Below are 20,478 nucleotides of genomic sequence, written 5' to 3' on the forward strand. Positions count from 1 at the left end.
CGTGCAAGCATCCTCTTGCGTCGGTGCTGCGCCTCGCGCTACCACCGCAGGGCGATGGTGCAGCGGGGCGAGGCCATAATTTCAATATGATGTCGATCTGCATCGCCCAGGCGTCGGCCGCCGCCGCCGCACCCGATCAGGGCTGGCTGCTCGATCCCGAACTCGTCGATCCGGCTTATGGTCAGACGGTTGCCCGCGGCGATATCCAGACGGCCTTTCCCGCGCCGCCGCCGCCGCCCGACGTTCCCGACTGGCTGAAATCGCTGTTCGAAGCGATCGGCCGCTTCTTCGAATGGAGCGCGCCGGCGCTGAAGCCGATGCTGTGGGGCGGCGCAATCTTGCTCGTCCTGCTGATCCTCTATTTCACCGTCCCCGCCTTTGCGCGCTGGGTCAACGCGTTGCCCTTCCTGCGCAAGACCGGAGCGGGCGCCGAGACGGATGAGGCGGGCGCGGTCGAAGCGGGTGCGGCGCGCGCGCTGCTGGCCGAAGCCGACGCGCTCGCCGCCGAGGGGCGCTTTGCCGAGGCGGTTCATCTGCTGCTCTATCGCAGCGTCGAGGATATCAGCGCGCGGCGGCCGGGGCTGGTGCGGCCCGCGATGACCTCGCGCGAACTGGCGGAAGCGCGGGATCTGCCGGGCGTCGCGCGCAACGCGTTCAGCCGCATCGCGCGCTCGGTCGAAATCAGCCTGTTCGGCGGACGGTCGATCGACGCAGCGGCATGGGACGCGTGCCGCGGCGCCTATTCGGAGCTGACGGTACCGAAGAATTGGGCGCGGGCATGACGGGGCGCAGCGATCGCGACAATCCCTTCGACCCGCGGCTGATCGCGGCGGTGGTCGCCGTGGGTGTCGTCGCCTTCATCGCGCTGTGGGCGCTGGTTGCGCTTGGCCCGCAGCTGTCGAGCGGCAATGACGGCGGCGGTCACGCGCTGTCGAAGGCGGCGCCGGGCTTCGCGGGGATCGTCGACCTCGCCGAACGCGCCCGCGCCGATGTCGAGCTGCGCCGCAGCGTCGAGACGGCGACCTATGAGGACGACAAGCCGTTGCTCGTCCTGACCCCCGCAGCCGACACCAATGCCGAAGATGTGGCCGATATGCTGGCGAGACAGGGCAATGGTCCGGTTCTGCTCGTTCTGCCCAAGTGGCGGACGATGCCCGGCACCGGCGAGGGCCATAAGCCCGGCTGGGTCGGCTTCGGCGTGCCGCTGCCCGCCCCCACCCGCCTGTTACCGCAAAACTATTTCGGGACGGTCGAGATCGCGATGCCGCAGGCGAAGGCGCAGGCCGTCACCGCCGATGTCGCGCGGCGCCGCTTTGCCGTGCCGCTGCCGGACAATGCCCAGACGGTCAGCGGCGCCGATCTCGAGACGCTGATCCCCGGCGCGAACGGCGGCGCGGTGCTGGCGCGGACGACCAACCGCGAATTCTATGTTCTCGCCGAGCCCGACCTCCTCAACAATCTGGCCTTTGCGTCGCGCGACAAGGCGCATGCAGCGGCCATGCTGATCGACGCGGTCGGCGAGGATGCGGAAGCGGCGGGGCTCGCCTTCGACCTGACGCTCAACGGCTTCGGCGGCGGTCGGTCGCTGCTGCGCTTCGCCTTTGTCCCGCCCTTCATCGGGATCACCCTGTGCCTGATCGCCGCCGGCCTGCTGGCGTTGTGGCAGGCATGGGCGCGCTTCGGCCCCGCGCTGCGTCCGGCGCGCGCGATTCCGATTTCCAAACAGGCGCTGATCGCCAACAGCGCCGACCTGATCCGGCAGGCGCGCCGCGAACTCGACGGTGCCGATGCCTATGTGCGCAGCCAACGCGGCGCGATCGCACGCCGGTTGCACGCCCCCGGCGGTCTGAGCGCCGAGGAAACCGACGCGTGGATCGACCGCCATCTGAAGGCGGATAGCGCCTCCTTCGCCACTCTCGCGCGCCGCCTCCCGCTCGCGCGCAACACCCATGAATTTCTGGCAGACGCGCAGGCGCTGCACGACATCAGGAAGGAATTATTGCGTGACGGCTGACACTATCGAGGGCGTTCAGGCGCTCGGCGCCGCGATCGAGGGCGAAGTCGCCAAGGTCGTGTTCGGGCAGCGGGATCTGACCCGCATGGTCACGATCGCGCTGCTCGCAGGGGGCCATGTGCTGCTCGAAGGCCCGCCGGGAACCGCCAAGACGCTGCTCGCGCAGGCTTTCGCCCGCGCCGTCGGGCTCGATTTCGGGCGCATCCAGTTCACCCCCGACCTGATGCCCGGCGACATATTGGGATCGAACCTGTTCAACTTCCAGACGTCGAGCTTCACCCTGACCAAGGGGCCGATCTTCACCGAGCTGCTGCTTGCCGACGAAATCAACCGCACCCCGCCCAAGACGCAGGCGGCGCTGCTCGAGGCGATGCAGGAACGGCGCGTGACGATCAACGGCGAGCCGCACCCGATGAGCCCGCGCTTCACCGTACTGGCGACGCAAAATCCGATCGAGCAGCAGGGCGTCTATCCGCTGCCCGAAGCGCAGCTCGACCGCTTCCTGTTCAAGCTGGTCGTCGATTATCCCGACGCCGACGAGGAGCGGCGCATCGTGGCCGAACATGGCGGGCGCTTCAAAAGCCCCGTGGTCGCCGATTTCGGCGTCGGGCAGGTTGCCGACGCCGCGACGATCGGCACCGCGATCGACACGATCGCGACCGTCCGCCTGGCCGACGAGATCGTCGACTATATCGTCCGGCTGGTGCGCGCGACCCGCGAAAGTGCCGACCTCGAATGCGGCGCGAGTCCGCGCGCGGCGAGCCTGCTTGCCCGCGCCGCCTGCGCAGCCGCCGCGCTCGACGGCCGCGACTATGTGATCCCTGACGACGTGCAGCGACTCGCCGGCGGCGTATTGCGCCACCGCGTGATCCTGTCGGCCGCGGCGGAGATCGAGGGGCGCGGCGTCGAACAGGTCGTCGCTGCGCTGCTCGACCGGGTGGACGTGCCGCGGTGATCTACCCGACGCGGCGCGCGATCTATTTGCTGCTGCTCGGCGCCCCCGTGGCGCTGGCGCTCGGCCTGCTGCGCCCGGACCTTTGGCTCGTCGCGCTCGGCTGGATCGCGCTCGTCGCCCTGGGGCTGCTCCTCGATACGCTGACCGGCGCGGCGCCGCGCAAGCTCGCGCTCGACGCGCAGTTCCCCCTGCAGATCGGGGTCGGCGAGCCGTTCGAAATGATGCTTGCGGCGCGCGCGCCCGCCCTTCCGCGCCGCGCCGAGTTTGCGCTGTCGCTCGACGACCGGCTGGCGCCCGGTGGCCGCATCGCGGCGGCTTTCGATATGGTGGGCGAAGGCGAAGATGCGGCGCTCACCCATCGGCTTCCGCTTACCGCGTCGCGACGCGGGCAGGCAGCCGTGGATGCGCTGTGGGTGCGCTGGGCGGGACCGCTCGGCCTGGTCTGGAAACAGCGCCGCTTCGCGATCGATCGCGCGATCAGCGTCGTGCCCAACATGCGCCTCGTTACCGACGAAGGCCGCCGCCTGTTCCAGCGCAACAGCTGGTTCGGGCTCCGCCAGCAGAAGCTGCGCGGCGAAGGCCATGAATATGAGGCGCTGGCAGAGTATCAGCCGGGCATGGATCGGCGCGCGATCGACTGGAATGCATCGGCGCGGCACGTCAAGCTGCTTGCCAAGGAATATCGGGTCGAGCGCGACAACCGCGTCGTGCTGGCAATCGACGCCGGTCGCACGATGGCCGAGCCCGTTGGCGCGATGCCGCGCGTCGACCGCGCGGTATCGGCGGCGCTGCTGCTGGCCTATGCAGGGCTGAAGCTCGGCGACCGGATCAGCCTCTTTTCCTTTGCCGCCAAGCCGATCGGCATGACCCCCGCCTATATGCACACGCAGGATTTTCCGGCGCTGCAACGCGCGGCGAGCCGCATCGATTATGCGCCGGTCGAGAGCAATTTTACCCTCGCGCTGTCGACGCTCGGCGCCGAACTCAACCGCCGGTCGCTGATCATCCTGTTCACCGAATTCACCGATGCGACGAGCGCCGACCTGATGATCCGTGCGGCGGGCCGGCTGGTCAAGAAGCACCGACTGCTGTTCGTCGTCATCAAGGATGAAGAGCTGGAGGACGAGGAACGCCGCCGTCCCGAAAGCGGATCGGACGTGACGCGCGCCAATGTCGCCGCGGCGATGCTGCGCGATCGTCAGCTGGTCATCGCGCGGCTCCAGCGGCTGGGCGCCGACGTCATAGAAGTCCCCGCCGATGCGATGGGGGCGCATGTCGTCGAAGCCTATCTGGGCATCAAACGGCAGGGGAGCCTGTGATGGAAACCGCGCGCGCGACCGACGCCCCCGGCTTTTCGACCAGTCGTTTTCGCGCCGAGCGCGAGGCTGACTGGATCGCCTTCGACACGCTGCTCGGACGTCTCGAGACGCGCAGCGCCAAGGCGCTGTCGAGCGACGAACTGCTGCAGCTCCCGATCCTCTATCGCGCGACGCTGTCGTCATTGTCGATCGCGCGCGCGACGATGCTCGACAAGGCCCTGCTCGACCACCTCGAAGGGTTGGCGATGCGCGGCTATTTCCTGATTTACGGCGTCCGCGAAACGCGGCTCAGCCGCCTGCGCCGCTTCTTCCTTTACGACTGGCCGGCGGCGGTGCGCGCGGTGTGGAAGGAAACGCTGATCATCGCGCTGATCATCACGCTCGGCGCGCTGACAAGCTGGTCGCTCGTCGCGCATAATCCCGAATGGTATTATAATTTTGTCCCCGAAGAGATGGCCGGCGGGCGCGACCCGCGCGCGACAGTGGAGTTTCTGCGCTCGACACTGGGTCACGGCAAGGCGGGGGGCGAGGATCAGGGCGCGCTGCACGTCTTTGCGACCTTCCTGTTTACCCACAACAGCCGCGTTTCGATCATGTCCTTCGCGCTCGGCTTTGCCTTCGGCGTTCCGACGATGATGCTGGAATATTATCAGGGGATCGGGCTGGGCGCGATGCTCGCGGTCTTTTCGTCCAAAGGGTTGGGCGTCGATTTCGGCGGCTGGCTGTTCATCCACGGCACGACCGAATTGTTCGCCGCCGCCCTGTCCGGAGCGGCGGGGCTGCGGATCGGCAGCGCGGTCGTCTTTCCCGGCGCCCGCTCGCGCCTCCAGGCCGCCGCCGAGGCAGGCCGCACCGCGGGCAAGGTGATGGTCGGCGTCATCCTGATGCTGCTCGCCGCCGGCTTGCTCGAAGGGTTCGGGCGCCAGCTCATCACCGATACCGTGATGCGCTATGCGATCGGATCGCTGATGCTCGCCTTCTGGCTTGCCTATTTCTACATTCCGCGCCGCGAGAATGTCGCTTGAGCGCGGCGGGCAACCTGCGGATGCGCGCGGCGCAGGAAAAGAAGCTGCGCGAATTCGTGACGCCCGAAGGGGTCGACCTGCAATTGCGCATTGCAAGCGCGGCGCTCCGGCTCGGCGCGCTGCTGATCGACCTGATCCTCATCGTCCTGACGCTCATCCTGTTCACTCTGCTGATCCTCTGGGCCGGGCTTGCGTCCAATTCCTCGATCGCGGTGACGGTCTGGCTGCTCGGCGCCTTTGTTCTGCGCACCTTCTGGTTCATCGGCTTCGAACTTGGCGCGCGTGCGGCGACCCCCGGCAAGCGGCTAATGGGCATCCGCGTCGTCGCGCGCGACGGCGGCCGGCTCACCGCCGATGCGGTGGTCGCGCGCAACCTGATCCGCGAGCTTGAGCTCTTCCTTCCCCTCACCATGATGGGCGTCGGCGCGGCCGAGGATATGGTATCGGGCTGGACTGCGCTCGCGGGGGTCGCCTGGTCGCTGACGCTCAGCCTGTTCCTGCTCTTCAACCGCGACCGGATGCGGATGGGCGACCTGATCGCCGGCACCTGGGTCGTGATGGCGAAGCGCGCGAAGCTTGACCGCGACATCACCGCCGATGGCGGCGGGGTCGACGCGATCCGCTTCACCGACGCCGAACTCGCCGTCTATGGCATCTATGAATTGCAGGAACTGGAGCGCGTGCTGCGCGGCGCCGATCCGCGCGCGATGCGCGATGTCGCTGACACGATCCGCGGCAAAATCGGCCGCCCCGTCGCCGAAGAGGATGACGTGTTCCTGACGAGCTATTATCGGCAGCTCAAGGCCCGGCTCGAACGCGGCTTGCTGTTCGGAAAACGCCGAGAGGATAAATATGCCAGCGAATGATGCCCTGTCCGTTGCCGAAGCGTTGCACCGCCGCCGTTCGGTGCGCGCCTTTTCGGACTGCCCGATCGACCGGGCGGTACTGGCGCGGGTTTTTGCCGACGCGCAGCGCGCGCCATCGGGCGGCAATCTGCAGCCGTGGCAGGTGACGGTCGTTACCGGCGCGCGCTGGGAGCGGGTGAAGGCGGCGGTGGCGGCGCGGATCGCGATGGGACGCGACGGCCAGCAACCCGAATATGACATCTACCCGCGCGGACTGACCGACCCGTGGGAAAGCCGGCGTTTCGGTGTCGGCGAGGCGCTCTACGCCTCGCTCGGCATCCCGCGCGAGGACAAGCCGGGCCGGCTCGCTCGGTTCATGGAGAATTACCGGGGTTTCGGCGCACCGGTGATGCTTTTCCTACATTGTTCGCGCATCATGGGACCGCCGCAATGGGCCGACATGGGCATGTGGCTCCAGTCGGTGATGCTGTTGCTCGTTGAACATGGCCTTGCAAGCTGTCCGCAGGAATGCTGGGCGATGTACGGCGCGACGATCCGGCACGAACTGGAACTGGGCGACGACCAGATCTTGTTCACTGGGCTGGCGATCGGTCATGCCGATGCGGCCGCACCGGTGAATCAATGGCCGGTTCCGCGCGCCGAACTGGATGAGGTGATCGATTGGCAGGGATTTTGAGGATGGTTTTGCGCGGCAAGACGGGGGGACTGACGGCCATGGCGGCGACGGGGCTGCTGCTCGCCGGCTGCGCCGCGATTCCGAAAGCGGCGGCACCACCGCCCGCCCCCGCGCCGGAACCGCCCGCCGCAACACCGCCGCCGCCGGCCCCCGCGCCGACGCAAGGGTGGGACGACCGCGCGCTCGATCGCGGCGCTTGGCGCTATGATGCCGGCAGCCGCAGCGCGATCTTCGCACCGTCCGCTGGCGCGGCGCCGCTGTTGACCATGGCGTGCAGCGGCGGCGCTATCCGGCTGACTGCCGCGCTCGACGGCACCGTCGCACTGCGCACCAGCGCGGCCACCGACCAGGTGCGTTTCGACGGCGGTACGGCGATCGTACCGAGCCGCGATATCCGGCTCGACCGCATCGCCTTCAGTCGCGGCCGCTTCGCGCTCGAAGCCGCGAACGGCCGGGCGCTGACGCTGCCCGTCCAGTCCGAAATCGGCCGCGCGATCGAGGATTGCCGTTAGGCAGCCGCGCTAGGCGCCGAGCCGCACCGTTCCGCCGCGGATCCAGCCCCAGCGGCACGGTCCCTGATATTCGCGCGCGCTGCTGACCGAGCGGCCGACGCCGCACATATCCTCGTCGGTGCCGGGGGCCGCGAAGACGATGCCGAACCAGGCGTCGTTATCGGTAGCTTCGCACACCGACACCTTCATCGCGCCGGGCAGCCTCGCCTTCACGGCGCGCGTTTCGCCCGGCGCCCAATAGACGTCGGTGCCGCCATCCTTGACGCGGCTGATGCTGGAGCAGGCGGGAAGCGTCGGGCCTTCGGTGCCGGTCATGACCGCGCGCGTCGCGAGCGGCGGACCGGCAACCGCAGGGGCATTGTCGGCGGGCGGTGCGGGCTGCGAGCAGCCGGCGAGCGGCAGCGCGGCAAGCGCGATGGCGGCAAGGATCGAACGGGGGGTCACAGGGCTTTTCATCCTTCGAAACTAGCCGCCGCCGCCGCCGTGCGCAACGCCCGTCGGCAGCGCGCCGAGCGGCGCATTTTTGCTTGGGTTTTGCGGCCGCCGACCCTATATAATCGGCATGACAGACACCCCCGCGAGCGGCGCGAGCGAAAGCGCCCCCAAGCAGCCCAATCAGAACAGCTACGGCGCCGATTCGATCAAGGTGCTGAAAGGCCTCGATGCGGTGCGCAAGCGGCCTGGCATGTATATCGGCGACACCGACGACGGGTCGGGTCTGCATCATATGGTCTTCGAAGTCAGCGACAATGCGATCGACGAGGCACTCGCCGGCCATTGCGATCTGGTACTCATCACGCTCAACAGCGACGGATCGGTCAGCGTCGAGGACAATGGACGGGGCATCCCGACCGGCATCCATGCCGAGGAAGGCATTTCGGCGGCCGAGGTCATCATGACCCAGCTTCACGCGGGCGGTAAGTTCGAGAACACGAGCGACGACAATGCCTATAAGGTGTCGGGCGGTCTGCACGGCGTCGGCGTATCGGTCGTCAATGCGCTCAGCGAATGGCTCGAACTGACGATCTGGCGCGATGGCGAAGAGCATTGGATGCGCTTCGAGCATGGCGATTCGATTGCGCCGCTCAAGGTCAACGGGCCGGCGCCTGCGGGCAAGAAGGGCACCCGTGTCACCTTCATGGCATCGACCGATACCTTCAAGAATGTCACCGAGTTCGATTTCGAAAAGCTGGAACATCGCTATCGCGAGCTCGCCTTTCTCAATTCCGGCGTAAGGATCAAGCTGGTCGACGCGCGCCACGCCGAACATGTCGTCCACGACCTGTTCTACGAGGGCGGGATTGCGGCCTTCGTCAAATATCTCGACCGCAACAAGAATCCGCTGCTGCCCGATCCGATCGCGATCAGCAGCGAACGCGACGGCATCGGCATCGACGTCGCGCTCGAGTGGAACGACAGCTATTATGAAAATGTCCTCTGCTTCACGAACAATATCCCGCAGCGCGATGGCGGCACCCACCTCGCCGCTTTCCGCGCGGCGCTGACGCGCACGCTCAACGGCTATGGCGAAAAATCGGGCCTGCTGAAGAAGGAAAAGGTCAGCCTGACCGGCGAGGATATGCGCGAAGGCTTGACCGCGATCGTCTCGGTCAAGCTGCCCGATCCGAAATTCTCCTCGCAGACCAAGGACAAGCTTGTCTCGTCGGAAGTGCGCCAGCCGCTCGAAAGCCTGATGGCCGACCGGATGACCGAATGGCTTGAGGAAAATCCCGCCTATGCCAAGGCGGTGATCCAGAAGGTGATCGACGCCGCCGCGGCGCGCGAAGCCGCGAAGAAGGCGCGCGAATTGACCCGTCGCAAGGGCGCGATGGATATCGCGAGCCTGCCCGGCAAGCTCGCCGATTGCCAGGAGCGCGACCCCAGCAAATGCGAACTCTTCCTGGTCGAAGGGGATTCGGCAGGCGGCAGCGCCAAGCAGGGCCGCGACCGGCATGTGCAGGCGATCCTGCCGCTGAAGGGCAAGATTTTGAACGTCGAGCGGGCGCGCTTCGACCGCATCATTTCGTCGAAGGAAGTCGGCACGCTGATTCAGGCGCTCGGCACCGGGATCCGCGACGAATTCAACATCGAAAAGCTGCGCTATCACAAGATCGTGATCATGACCGACGCCGACGTCGACGGCGCGCATATCCGCACGCTGCTGCTCACCTTCTTCTACCGCCAGATGCCCGAGATCATCGAGAACGGCCATCTCTACATCGCCCAGCCGCCGCTCTACAAAGTCGCAAAGGGGCGCAGCGAGGTGTATCTGAAGGATGACACCGCGCTCGAAAATTACCTCGTCGATGCCGGGATCGACGCGCTGATGCTCGAAACGCCGGGCGGCGCACGATCGGGCAACGATCTGCGCGGCCTGATCGAGCATGGCCGACGACTCCGCGCGCTGATGCGTTACGTCCCCCGCACGCTCGATCATGGGCTGGTCGAGGCACTGGCGCTGGTCGGCGCCCTCGATCCGGCGCTCGATACGGCCGGACGCCACAGCGCTGCGGCAACTGCCGCGAACTGGCTCAATGCCGCCGAGCGCGCGCTGACCGGCGGCGCCGAAGCGGTGTGGACCGTCGAGGCGGTCGAAGGCGGCGGCTATACGCTCGAACGCCGCTGGCGCGGAGTGAGCGACCATCACGCGATCGATTCCGGTTTCCTCGCGAGCCAGGAGGCGCGCCGCCTTCACAAACTCGCCGCCGAACAGGCCGAAACCTATGGTGGCCCCGGACGGCTGGTGAAAGCCAGCGCTGCTACGGTCGTCGAGGCCGACAGCGATGCCGAGGGCGAGGATGGCGAGGCACCGACCGCCGCGAGCGCCGCAAAGGCCGCGCCGGTGACGCGCCCGTCCGAATTGCTCGATGCCATCTTCACGCACAGCCGCCGCGGCCTGTCGATCAGCCGATACAAGGGACTGGGCGAGATGAATGCCGAGCAATTGTGGGAAACCACCCTCGATCCCGCCAACCGCTCGCTGCTGCGCGTCGAGGCCGAACAGGCCGATGTCGCGCATGAAATCTTCGAGCGGCTGATGGGCGACGAGGTCGAGCCGCGGCGCGATTTCATCCAGACCAACGCGCTGTCGGTTGCCAATCTGGACGTCTGAGGCACCAAACCACTAGGCGCAGAATCAAACCGGCACGGCGCGGGCGGCTTGCAAGCCGCTCGCGCCGCTGCTTTGAGCGCTCCACCTGAAACGGGGGAGGCTGCGCATGCGGCGCGTGATGGCGATGAGTTTGGCGTTGATGCTGGCGATGCCGGCGGTGGCGCAGGATCAGATCGGCGGCGGCGAGACCGAAATCGGCAACGGCACGGCAAGCTATTACGGCCGCGAACTCGCGGGCAATCGCACCGCGAGCGGCGAGCGCTTCGACCCCGATCAGATGACCGCCGCGCACCCCACGCTCGCCTTCGGCAGTAAGGTTCGCGTTACCAACCTGTCCAACGGCCAGAGCGTGATCGTCCGCGTCAACGACCGCGGCCCCTTCGGCGGCCGCCGCGTCATCGATATTTCGCAGGCCGCGGCAAAGGAAATCGGCATGCACCGCAGCGGTACCGCCAAGGTCAGCCTGACGCTCGTCGCCGACTAGAATTAATCGAACACCGACCAACCCGCCGCATAGGCGAAATGTTCGAGCGCGAGCGCGCCGACGAGCGATGTTCCGGCTTCGTTGAGGCCCGGCGACCAGACCGCGATCGACCCCTGCCCCGGTGCGATGCACAGGATGCCCCCGCCCACCCCGCTCTTGCCGGGCAGGCCGACGCGAAAGGCGAATTCGCCTGAATTGTCGTAATGGCCGCACAGCATCATGATCGCGTTGATGCGCCGCGCGCGGTGCGGGTCGAGAAGCTGTTCGCCGGTGCGCGGGTCGCGGCCCTCGAAGGCCAGGAACTGGCCGGCCTGCGCCAGCTGGCGACAGCTCATCGACAGCGCGCATTGGCGGAAATAGACCGACAGCACCGTCTCCACCGGGTGGCGCAGCGTCCCGAAGGCGTCCATGAAATAGGACAGGCTGCGGTTGCGCGCGCCGGTGTCATTTTCCGATCCCGCAACCCCGGTGTCGATCGCCACGCTAGCGTCGCCCGCTCGCGCTCGCATGAAGGCGACGATCTCATCGACCGCCTCGTCAGCCGAGCGACCGTCGATCAGCCGGTCGGTGGTCGCGATCGCCCCGGCGTTGATGAACGGATTGCGCGGCACCCCCTGCTCGCTTTCGAGCTGGACGATCGAGTTGAAGGCGCTGCCCGACGGTTCGCGGCCGACGCTGTCCCATAGCGAGCTGCCGACCCGGCGCAGCGCGAGGGCGAGCGTGAACACCTTTGACACCGACTGGATCGAAAAGGCTTCGTCGGCGTCGCCCGCGGTGTGGACTGTTCCGTCTGGGAGCGCGAGGGCAAAGCCGAAGCGATCGGGATCGACCCCGGCAAGGGCGGGAATATAATCGGCGACCTTGCCCTGGCCGCGGTGCGGCAGCGCGGTCTGATAGGCTTCGGCGACGCAGCGGGCGAGATCGGGCATGCCATTTTCCTAGCAACTTCACACGGAATTGCATTTAGTTTCGTTTTTTGATAAATATTCTCCATCGATGAAATAATGAGTCGGGAAGGAAAGAGGCATGGCCGAAACGCACCGCCCCAAGGGGCTGTCGAGCGCGATCAGCTATCGCGACAGCAAGGCGGCATTCCGCTGGCTGGAAGAGGCGTTCGGATTCGAACCGCTGTTCGTGCTGCTCGATGCCGACGGCAATCTCGCGCACAGCGAAATGGGCTATGGCGCCTCGGTGGTGACGATCGGCAACGAATGGTCCGACGATCACAAGAGCCCGCAGTCGATCGGCGGCAAGAACACCCAGAGCGTCCATGTCCAGCTCGCCCCCGGCGACGATATCGATGCGCATTGCGCGGCGGCGCGCGCGGCGGGCGCCGCGATCATCGCCGAACCCGAGACGCAATTTTATGGCGACCGCACCTATCGCGCCAAGGATCCCGAGGGGCATATCTGGACCTTCGGCGTCACGGTCGCGGCCAAGACCGCCGCCGAATGGGACGCCGAGGGCGGCTTCACCACCCAGACGCGGCTCGACGATTGAGCGCGGCCGCGGTCGACGCCGTGTTTGCGGCGCTTGCCGACCCGCGGCGGCGGCGCGCGGTCGAACTGCTCGGTCGGCGCCCCTATAGCGCCGGCGAGCTGGCCGACACGCTGGGCCTCGCGCCGCCCGCGATGAGCCGGCACCTCAGGGCGCTGAAGGACGGCGGGCTGGTCGAGGATCATTATCTGCCCTTCGACGCCCGCGTCCGCATCTATCGCCTGAAGGACGGCGCAACCGACGCGCTCAAGGGCTGGCTCGCCGAAACCGAAAGCCTGTGGAGTGAGCAGCTCGCCGCCTTCAAGGCGCATGTCGAGCGCAGCGCGCCATGAGCCGCTCGCCATGAGCGGTGCGGCGGTGATCGTCGCCCTGCGCGTCGCGGCCACCCCGGCGCGCGCCTTCGAGGTGTTCACCCGCGACATCGGCAGCTGGTGGCAAAGCCATCCGCTGTTCGAGCTGGCGCGCGGCGACGACGGCGTGCCGCGCTTCGACCCCGCGGGGCCGAGCGGTCGGCTGGTGACGCGCTTCACCGACGGCCGCGAATGGGAGATCGGCCGCGTCCATGCGTGGGAGCCCGGCAAGCGGCTTGCCTTCGGCTGGCGCGTTCCCGGCTTTGCCGCCGACCAGACCACCGAAGTCGAGGTGCGCTTCGACGCCGTCGGCGCCGAAACGCGCGTCACCGTCGAGCATCGCGGCTGGGATCAAATCCCGCAAAGCCATGCCGCGCGCCACGGATTCGACCTGATGCTGTTCCAGCGCCGCCTCGGCGAACATTGGCGCGCGTTACTAGCTGTGATGGACCGCAATTTGTAAGGCGGGCCGCAGGCTCCTGCGGGTTTGGGCCCTAGTCGCGCGCGCCGAACAGGGCGGTGCCGACGCGGACGTGGGTCGCGCCGAGCATGACCGCTTTTTCATAATCGCCGCTCATTCCCATCGAGCGTAGCGGCAGGCCGTGGCGCTCGGCCAGTTCGTCGAGCAGCGCGAAATAGGGCGCCGGGTCCACATCGGCGGGCGGGATCGCCATCAGGCCGTCGATCGCCAGCCCCGCCGCCTTCGCCTCGGCGAGCAGCGCCGCGAGATCGGCGACGGCGCAGCCGCCCTTCTGGTCCTCGTCGCCGATATTGACCTGAACGAAAAGCTGCGGCCGCTTGCCGAGCTTGTCGCACGCCTTGGCGAGCGCCTGGACGAGCGAACTGCGATCGACCGAGTGAATGGCGTCGAACAGCGCGACCGCCTCTTCGGCCTTGTTCGACTGGAGCTGACCGATCAGGTGCAGCGTCACATCGGGGGCTTCACCGCGCAGGGCGGGCCATTTGGCCGCCGCCTCCTGCACGCGATTCTCACCGAAATGGCGCTGGCCGGCGGCGATCAGCGGGCGGATCGCATCGGCATCATGCGTTTTCGTCACCGCGATCAGGCAGACGTCGCCCGCCTTGCGCCCGGCGCGGCGCGCCGCCTCTGCAATGTTCGTCCCTACCTCGGCCAGCCGGCTTGCCGCATTGCTCATATCGTCATCCTCGAAGGGCGCGTTGCGTGCGCCCGCGACGCGCCTATAGGAAGGGCGATGGTCCGACGCCACCCCCTGCCCGCATGCTGGCTGATGAGCGACGCACGCAGCGCGGCCGGGACGGTGGCGCTCGCCGCGCTGTTGCCGCCGGGAAGCGGCATCGTCCTGCGGCACGACGCGCTGCCGCAAGGCGCGCGCTGGCGCCTCGCGCGCCGCCTCGCGCGTATCGCAAAAGCGCGCGGGCTGACGCTGCTGATCGCGGGATTGCCCGCCGAGGCGCGACGCTTGGGGGCCGATGGCGTCCATCTGCGGCAGCATGCCGCGCGCCGGGCGGCGCAGGCGCGCGCGAACGGCCTGATCGTCACCATGCCGGTCCATGACCATCGCGAGGCGCACCGCGCCCGGCGGGCGGGCGCCGACGCCGCATTCGTCTCGCCGCTTCACCCGACGCGGTCGCACATCGATGCCGCGCCGCTAAGCCGCGAGGCGTGGCTGCGGCTCGCACGCGCGGCCGGCGGCCAAGCGATCGCGCTGGGCGGGATGACCCCAGCGCGCGCCCGCGCGCTGATCCGCGCCAGCGCCGCAAGCGGCGTCCGGCCCGGCTGGGCCGCCATCGACGCATGGGAGAAAAAGGCAGCGACGCGCAAAGCGCGGCGCGGTCGGGCGCGTTAGTAGCCGACGCTGGGGGCATGATCGCCTATGGGCGGCCTGGCCCGACGATCGGTACTGCTCTTAGAAGCGGAAAGCGGTTCCGACATAGACTGCCTGACTGTCGCGGCGCGCGTCGGTCAGCGGCTGGAAGCGGTCGTCGGCCTTGTAACGGACGCCCGCGGTCACATCGAGGTTCTTGGTCAGGCGATAGCTGCTGACGACATCGACGGTCTGCTCTTCGCCCGGCGCGGTGATGCGGTCGGTTGCGCCGGCCGGATCGGTCGGACGGCTGACCATCTTGGTCGCGAAGCGCGATTTCTTGTTGTCGGCCTGTTCGGGCGCGCGCGCGACCGGCAGGTTGCGCAGGTCGGTGCCGCTGGGCAGCGCCGGGGTCACGAATTTTTCGAACCCGACCGACGCGCCCAGATTATAGGTCACAGGGGCGATCGAGATCGGCGATTTGGTGCGGCCGGCGGCAAGCGCGGCGGTGCGTGCGCTCGACGAATCGTCGCGGGCGCGAATCACGACGGTGATCGCGCGATTCTTATGTCCGTCATCGGGCAACGCGGGCGTGAAGCTGAAGCCGCGGCGCGCCTCTTCCGAGATTTTGATATAGCGGGCGATCAGGCGCGGGTCGCCCGACGCCGGGGTGAATTGGCCAAGCACCGAATTCGAAAGCTGGGTGTCGCGAATCCGGTCGGCGCGTGTCATCGACGCAAGCGCAGGCGGAAGCGCAACGGTAACCGCTGCTACCGCGAACAGGCCTGCTTTCCAAAAATGTCGCGAATTCCGCGCCATTGCTCTGCGACTCCAACCCCAATCGAATCCTGAGATAGGACGACGGGGGCGACAATTCCAGTGATTCCCGACCGATTGATCGCGCGTCGCCGGCTTTTCGCCGAACATGTTGCGCGAACAGCACAGTGGCGAGCGGAGATGAGCCGGGGATGAACGGTCGAAACACCGGAAATGGCGCGCTTGCCGGACGGCGGCAAGGGCGATAGAGACGCTTGCAAATTTCCGCATGCGCGCCCGCCATTTGCTGCCCGCGCGCCCAGAATAAGGTGTTACGGCATGTCCAAGCTTACCCTTCTTGCCTCGCTCGGTCGTCGTCCGGCCGCGCTCGCCCTGATCGGGGTCGCGGCGCTCGGCCTGTCGGCCTGCGGCGGGAAGGACCGGCCGCGCGCCGACCTGGCGGCGAGCCAAGTGACGACGATCGGCGTCAATTCCTATCTGTGGCGCGCGTCGCTCGACGCCCTGTCGTTCATGCCGCTGCTGCAGGCGGACAGCTCGGGCGGGGTCATCATCACCGACTGGTATGCCAACCCCGGCAATCCGAACGAGCGCATGAAGGTGACCGTGTCGATCCTCGACCGCGACCTGCGCGCCGATGCGCTGCGCGTCGCCGCGCTGCGTCAGGTCGCCCAGAACGGCACCTGGGTCGACGCGCCGGTTCAGGCTGCGACGGTGCAGAAGCTGGAAGAAATCATCCTCACCCGCGCCCGCGACCTGCGCCGCAGCGCGATCGAGGGCTGAGTTTCGGATTTCGGTGTTTCCCCGCGAAGGCGGGGATCCATCTCCGGTTGTTCCGGATTTGAACGGCAGGTGATGGGCCCCCGCCTCCGGCCTTTGGCTGAAGTTTATCCTGAGCGCCCGTCCTGCGGGCAGTCGAAGGGTGGGGGCACGCTATTTTGATCGATGGTATTTTGACAAACGGGGTAGCCGAACAAATGACCCGCGAAACGCGCTTTGGCGCCCTCGCCGCCGACGCCCGCTGGCAGGCGGCATGGGACGCCGCGAACAGCTTTGCGACGACCGACAGTTCGAATAAGCCAAAGGCCTATATCCTCGAGATGTTCCCCTATCCCTCGGGGCGCATCCACATGGGGCATGTCCGCAACTATGCGATGGGCGACGTGCTGGCGCGCTTCAAGCGGATGACCGGGCATGACGTGCTGCATCCGATGGGCTGGGACGCCTTTGGCATGCCGGCCGAAAATGCCGCGATGGAAAAGGGCGTCCACCCCGGCGGCTGGACGCGCGACAATATCACCGCGATGCGCGCGCAATTGAAGCGCCTCGGCCTTGCGATCGACTGGAGCCGCGAACTCGCGACATGCGAGCCCGATTATTACGGGCAGGAACAGGCGCTGTTCCTCGACCTGTTCGCGCACGGGCTGGTCACGCGCAAGGAAAGCTACGTCAACTGGGACCCCGTCGACATGACCGTGCTCGCCAACGAGCAGGTCATCGACGGGCGCGGCTGGCGTTCGGGCGCGCTGGTCGAAAAGAAGAAATTGTCGCAGTGGTTCCTGAAGATCACCGACTTCGCAGACGAACTGCTCGATGGCCTCAAGAGCCTCGACCATTGGCCCGACAAGGTGCGGCTGATGCAGGAAAACTGGATCGGCAAGTCGCAGGGCCTGGAATTCAGCTTCAAGCTCGCGGGCGGCGCGCCAGGCTTCGACGTCTTCACGACGCGCCCCGACACGCTGTACGGGGCCAGCTTTGCAGCGATTTCGCCCGACCATCCGCTGGCCGAGACGCTCGCCAAGGATGCGCCGCGCCTTGCCGCGTTCATCGAGGAGTGCCGCCGTCAGGGGACGTCGGCCGAACAGCTCGAAACCGCGGAGAAGATGGGCTTCGACACCGGCCTGTCGGTGCAACATCCGCTCGACCCCGACTGGCATCTGCCGATCTGGGTCGTGAATTATGTGCTGATGGATTACGGTACCGGCGCGATCTTCGGTTGTCCCGCGCACGATCAGCGCGACCTCGACTTCGCGCGCAAATATGATCTGCCCGTACACCGCGTGATTGCGGACGGCGACGAAACCGGCCAGACCTTCCGCGGCGACGAAGCCTATACCGGCCCCGGCCGCCTCGTGAACAGCCACTTCCTCGACGGGATGAGCATCGACGAGGCGAAGGCCGCGATCATCGCGCGCGCCGAGCATGAAGGCTGGGGCAAGGGCACGACCGTCTGGCGCCTGCGCGACTGGGGCGTCTCGCGCCAGCGTTACTGGGGGACGCCGATCCCCTTCATCCATTGCCCGGCCTGTGGCCTCGTGCCGGTGCCGAAGGACCAATTGCCAGTCGTACTGCCCGACGATGCCGATTTCTCGGTCCCCGGCAATCCGCTCGACCGCCATCCGACGTGGAAGCATGTCGCCTGCCCGACATGCGGCGGCGAAGCGGTGCGCGAGACCGATACGCTCGATACCTTCGTCGATTCGTCGTGGTATTTCCTGCGCTTCGCCTCGGCACCGGCCGACCGGCCGTTCGATCCCGATGTCATCCGTCGCTGGCTGCCCGTCGACCAATATATCGGCGGCATCGAGCATGCCATCCTTCACCTGCTCTACGCGCGCTTCTGGACGCGCGCGCTCAACAAGCTGGGGATGATCGACATCAAGGAGCCCTTCGCCAGCCTGTTCACGCAGGGGATGGTGACGCACGAAACCTACAGCCGTGCGCAGGGCGAGGGCCTCCCTCCCCTCTTCTTCACCCCCGACGAGGTGATGCGCACCGCCGACGGCGCGACGCTGGAGGCCGATGGCGCGCCGGTCGAGGTCGGCCGGGTCATCAAGATGTCGAAGTCGAAGAAGAATGTCGTCGATCCCGACGCCATCCTCGACCAATATGGCGCCGACGCCGCGCGCTGGTTCATGCTCTCTGACAGCCCGCCCGAGCGCGATCTGCCGTGGAGCGAGGCGGGGATCGAGGGTGCGTGGCGCTTCGTCCAGCGCTTGTGGCGCCTGTTCGGCGACACCGACAATGTCGGCGACGGCGGCGAAGACAAGGTGCTGGCGCGCAAGCTGCACCAGGCGATCGCCGGCGTTGCCGCCGACATCGAATCGCTCGGCTTCAACAAGGCGGTGGCCAAGATCCACGCGCTCGCCAACGATATCGAAAAGGCGAAGCCCTCGGCGACCCGCGCCGAAGCGTGCCGGACGCTGATCCTGCTCGTCGCGCCGATGATGCCGCATCTGGCCGAAGAGGCCTGGGCGGTGCTGCCCGCGGCGCAGCGGACGACCCCGATGATCGCCGACGCCGCGTGGCCCGCCGCCGACCCGGCGCTTCTCGTCGATGATGAGGTGACGATCGCGATCCAGATCGCCGGCAAGCTGCGCGACACGATGACCGCCGCGAAGGGCGCCGACAAGGCCGCGCTCGAAGCCGCGGCGCTCGCCCGCCCGCGCATCGCCGAGCTGCTCGGCGGCGCCGCACCCAAAAAGGTGATTGTCGTTCCCGACCGTCTGGTGAATATCGTTCCCTGACATGAAACGCCTGCTCACCTCCTCGCTCGTCGCCGCTTCGCTGCTTCTTGGCGGCTGCGGGCTCCGGCCGCTCTATGCGAACGGCAGCAAGGGCGCGGTGGCGCAGGTGCTGGCCGACGTCGATGTCGCGCCGATCGAGGGGCATAATGGCTGGCTCGTCCGCAACGCGCTGCGCGACCGGTTGCAGGCGACGCAAGGCGGACATGGTGCGGGCCAGCGGCTGCGGCTCGACGTGCGGCTCGAGGATTCGATCACCGGCCTCGGCGTCCGCTCCGACGATGCCGTGACGCGCGAGCGGCGGACGCTGCGCGCCCGCTATCAGCTCGTCGATGCGGCAAGCGGCGAAGTGCTGCTCGACGCGACCGCGGCGCAGGACGGCGGGATCGACGTCGTCGGCAGCGAATATTCGACGATTGCCGCCGAATCGACGACGCTTGAACGGCTCGCATCGGGAATCGCCGACCAGATCGTCGCGCGGCTTGCGGTCTTCGCCGATCGTGGCGGCGGCCAGCCGGCGCCGTCCGCCCCGGCGCCCTGACCGGCATGAAGTCGGTCAAGCCCGGCGAACTCGAACGCCTCAGCCGCCTCGATCCCGCGGTCCGCTTCATCCTACTGACCGGCCCCGACGACGCGACAATGGAAAGCGTCGCCGCGCATCTGATCGCGCTGGCCGGCAAGGAGGCCGAGCGGGTCGATCTGACATCGGGCCAGATGGCACAGGACGGCGCGCTGCTTGCCGCCGAAGCGGCGTCGATGTCGCTCTTTTCGCCCGCGCGCGTGATCCGGCTCGAGATTTCGGGCGGCGGCGACGATTGCCTCGCCGCCGTCGAGGCGCTGCTCGGCGCGGACAGCTTGCTCAACCCAGTGATCGCGACCGGCGCCTCGGTCACCGCGCGATCGAAACTCGTCAAGCTTGTCGAGGGCGCTGATAATGCCGTCGCCGCCATCTGTTATCAGCCCGACCGCCGTGCGCTCGTAGGCATCGCGATGGAAGCCGCGACGGCGCAAGGATTGCGGGTTGCCAATGCCGAGGCGCAATTGCTCGTCGATCTCGTCTCGGGCGATCAGGCGCTGATGCGTCGCGAGATTGAGAAGATCGCACTCTACCTCGACGCCGGTCCCGACCGGCAGCGGCAGGTCACGCCCGCCGACATCGCCGCGCTGGGCGCCGCGACGCACGAAGAGGATGTCAGCGCGTGCATCAACGTCGCGCTCGGCGGCAAGCTGCGCGACCTGCCCGACATGCTCGCGCAAGCGGCGGCGGTCGGCGTCGCCGAGATCCGCATCATCCGCGCGCTGGCGATCCGCGCGATGCAGCTCGCCAGGCTGCGCGCCGAGGTCGATGCGGGCGCGCACCCGGCGACGGTGGTCGCGGCGAAAAGCAGCGGCGTATTCTGGAAAGAGCGCGATGCGGTGACGGCGCAGCTCCACATCTGGGATTCGGTGCGCGTCGCGCGGCTGATGACGCGGCTGCTGGAATGCGAGCGTGCGCTAAAAGCATCGGGCACCGCGGGCGCGGTGCTGTTCCGCAAGCTGATGACCGACATCGCGCATCAGGCCGCGCGAGCGCGCTGACGCCG

At 67.5% G+C, this 20,478-nt stretch carries 22 protein-coding genes; 18 read left to right on the plus strand and 4 right to left on the minus strand.

Translation table 11 applies throughout. The features are described from left to right. Positions 1 to 86: 86 nt before the first annotated feature. From MU856_RS14945 to MU856_RS14980, 8 genes are read left to right on the plus strand one after another with little or no spacing between them, the layout of a single operon-like run. Complete coding sequence (locus MU856_RS14945) at positions 87 to 782, plus strand: DUF4129 domain-containing protein (RefSeq protein WP_263587823.1); 696 nt, start codon at positions 87 to 89, stop codon at positions 780 to 782. Continuing rightward, positions 779 to 2,014: a DUF4350 domain-containing protein gene (locus MU856_RS14950; protein WP_263587824.1), complete on the plus strand. Its 1,236-nt coding sequence runs from the start codon at positions 779 to 781 to the stop codon at positions 2,012 to 2,014. The genes MU856_RS14945 and MU856_RS14950 overlap by 4 nt, the downstream gene beginning before the upstream one ends. After that, a complete protein-coding gene (locus tag MU856_RS14955; protein WP_086456496.1) occupies positions 2,004 to 2,969 on the plus strand; it encodes an AAA family ATPase in 966 nt (321 codons plus the stop codon). The genes MU856_RS14950 and MU856_RS14955 overlap by 11 nt, the downstream gene beginning before the upstream one ends. Then, positions 2,966 to 4,288: a DUF58 domain-containing protein gene (locus tag MU856_RS14960; RefSeq protein ID WP_062766190.1), complete on the plus strand. Its 1,323-nt coding sequence runs from the start codon at positions 2,966 to 2,968 to the stop codon at positions 4,286 to 4,288. The genes MU856_RS14955 and MU856_RS14960 overlap by 4 nt, the downstream gene beginning before the upstream one ends. Beyond that, positions 4,288 to 5,313 (plus strand): stage II sporulation protein M, encoded by a 1,026-nt coding sequence (locus tag MU856_RS14965; RefSeq protein WP_263587825.1) that lies wholly within the window; start codon positions 4,288 to 4,290, stop codon positions 5,311 to 5,313. The genes MU856_RS14960 and MU856_RS14965 overlap by 1 nt, the downstream gene beginning before the upstream one ends. Then, the gene (locus MU856_RS14970; protein ID WP_263587826.1) at positions 5,310 to 6,179 is read left to right on the plus strand and encodes an RDD family protein; all 870 of its coding nucleotides are present in this window, start codon (positions 5,310 to 5,312) and stop codon (positions 6,177 to 6,179) included. Before MU856_RS14965 ends, MU856_RS14970 begins: the two co-directional genes overlap by 4 nt. Continuing rightward, positions 6,166 to 6,855, plus strand: a complete 690-nt coding sequence (locus MU856_RS14975; protein ID WP_263587827.1) for a nitroreductase — start codon at positions 6,166 to 6,168, stop codon at positions 6,853 to 6,855. The genes MU856_RS14970 and MU856_RS14975 overlap by 14 nt, the downstream gene beginning before the upstream one ends. A gap of 2 nt (positions 6,856 to 6,857) precedes the next feature. Beyond that, a complete protein-coding gene (locus MU856_RS14980; RefSeq protein ID WP_062901600.1) occupies positions 6,858 to 7,367 on the plus strand; it encodes a hypothetical protein in 510 nt (169 codons plus the stop codon). Positions 7,368 to 7,376: 9 nt separating this feature from the next. Here the strand turns inward: MU856_RS14980 and MU856_RS14985 are convergent, their stop codons facing one another. Then, positions 7,377 to 7,811, minus strand: a complete 435-nt coding sequence (locus MU856_RS14985; RefSeq protein WP_263587828.1) for a hypothetical protein — start codon at positions 7,809 to 7,811, stop codon at positions 7,377 to 7,379. A gap of 118 nt (positions 7,812 to 7,929) precedes the next feature. Here MU856_RS14985 and gyrB point away from each other — a divergent pair, with 118 nt between their 5' ends. Both gyrB and MU856_RS14995 read left to right on the plus strand, forming a co-directional pair. Continuing rightward, positions 7,930 to 10,479, plus strand: a complete 2,550-nt coding sequence (gyrB, locus tag MU856_RS14990; protein WP_263587829.1) for a DNA topoisomerase (ATP-hydrolyzing) subunit B — start codon at positions 7,930 to 7,932, stop codon at positions 10,477 to 10,479. A 106-nt stretch (positions 10,480 to 10,585) separates the two neighbouring features. Next, on the plus strand, positions 10,586 to 10,963 hold the full coding sequence (locus MU856_RS14995) for a septal ring lytic transglycosylase RlpA family protein (protein ID WP_003041611.1): 378 nt from the start codon (positions 10,586 to 10,588) through the stop codon (positions 10,961 to 10,963). Between the two features lie 2 nt (positions 10,964 to 10,965). Here the strand turns inward: MU856_RS14995 and MU856_RS15000 are convergent, their stop codons facing one another. Then, positions 10,966 to 11,892 carry a glutaminase gene (locus MU856_RS15000; protein WP_263587830.1) on the minus strand — a complete coding sequence of 309 codons (927 nt, stop codon included), beginning with the start codon at positions 11,890 to 11,892 and terminating at the stop codon, positions 10,966 to 10,968. A 97-nt stretch (positions 11,893 to 11,989) separates the two neighbouring features. On the opposite strand from MU856_RS15000, the gene MU856_RS15005 reads away from it, so the two are divergent. From MU856_RS15005 to MU856_RS15015, 3 genes are read left to right on the plus strand one after another with little or no spacing between them, the layout of a single operon-like run. Then, positions 11,990 to 12,463, plus strand: a complete 474-nt coding sequence (locus MU856_RS15005; RefSeq protein ID WP_263587831.1) for a VOC family protein — start codon at positions 11,990 to 11,992, stop codon at positions 12,461 to 12,463. After that, positions 12,460 to 12,792, plus strand: a complete 333-nt coding sequence (locus tag MU856_RS15010; RefSeq protein WP_202988456.1) for an ArsR/SmtB family transcription factor — start codon at positions 12,460 to 12,462, stop codon at positions 12,790 to 12,792. The genes MU856_RS15005 and MU856_RS15010 overlap by 4 nt, the downstream gene beginning before the upstream one ends. Next, entirely contained in the window at positions 12,770 to 13,273 is a 504-nt protein-coding gene (locus tag MU856_RS15015) for an SRPBCC domain-containing protein (protein WP_263587832.1), read from the plus strand. The genes MU856_RS15010 and MU856_RS15015 overlap by 23 nt, the downstream gene beginning before the upstream one ends. A gap of 31 nt (positions 13,274 to 13,304) precedes the next feature. On the opposite strand, the gene MU856_RS15020 is transcribed toward MU856_RS15015, so the two are convergent. Next, positions 13,305 to 13,967, minus strand: coding sequence for a YggS family pyridoxal phosphate-dependent enzyme (locus MU856_RS15020; RefSeq protein WP_062901592.1), 663 nt, complete (start codon positions 13,965 to 13,967; stop codon positions 13,305 to 13,307). A gap of 93 nt (positions 13,968 to 14,060) precedes the next feature. Here MU856_RS15020 and MU856_RS15025 point away from each other — a divergent pair, with 93 nt between their 5' ends. Continuing rightward, the gene (locus MU856_RS15025) at positions 14,061 to 14,639 is read left to right on the plus strand and encodes a thiamine phosphate synthase (RefSeq protein ID WP_238929768.1); all 579 of its coding nucleotides are present in this window, start codon (positions 14,061 to 14,063) and stop codon (positions 14,637 to 14,639) included. Between the two features lie 60 nt (positions 14,640 to 14,699). On the opposite strand, the gene MU856_RS15030 is transcribed toward MU856_RS15025, so the two are convergent. Then, entirely contained in the window at positions 14,700 to 15,329 is a 630-nt protein-coding gene (locus MU856_RS15030) for a hypothetical protein (RefSeq protein WP_231292868.1), read from the minus strand. Positions 15,330 to 15,692: 363 nt separating this feature from the next. Here MU856_RS15030 and MU856_RS15035 point away from each other — a divergent pair, with 363 nt between their 5' ends. From MU856_RS15035 to holA, 4 genes are all read left to right on the plus strand, one after another. Next, complete coding sequence (locus MU856_RS15035; RefSeq protein ID WP_058812276.1) at positions 15,693 to 16,154, plus strand: DUF3576 domain-containing protein; 462 nt, start codon at positions 15,693 to 15,695, stop codon at positions 16,152 to 16,154. Positions 16,155 to 16,348: 194 nt separating this feature from the next. Further along, a complete protein-coding gene (gene leuS / locus MU856_RS15040; RefSeq protein ID WP_062901590.1) occupies positions 16,349 to 18,898 on the plus strand; it encodes a leucine--tRNA ligase in 2,550 nt (849 codons plus the stop codon). Between the two features lies 1 nt (position 18,899). Next, a complete protein-coding gene (lptE, locus tag MU856_RS15045; protein ID WP_003041627.1) occupies positions 18,900 to 19,436 on the plus strand; it encodes an LPS assembly lipoprotein LptE in 537 nt (178 codons plus the stop codon). 5 nt (positions 19,437 to 19,441) lie between these two features. Beyond that, positions 19,442 to 20,473 carry a DNA polymerase III subunit delta gene (holA, locus tag MU856_RS15050; RefSeq protein ID WP_263587833.1) on the plus strand — a complete coding sequence of 344 codons (1,032 nt, stop codon included), beginning with the start codon at positions 19,442 to 19,444 and terminating at the stop codon, positions 20,471 to 20,473. Positions 20,474 to 20,478 lie beyond the last annotated feature (5 nt).

This window comes from Sphingopyxis sp. GC21, from assembly GCF_025727575.1.
Lineage (GTDB): Bacteria > Pseudomonadota > Alphaproteobacteria > Sphingomonadales > Sphingomonadaceae > Sphingopyxis > Sphingopyxis terrae_A.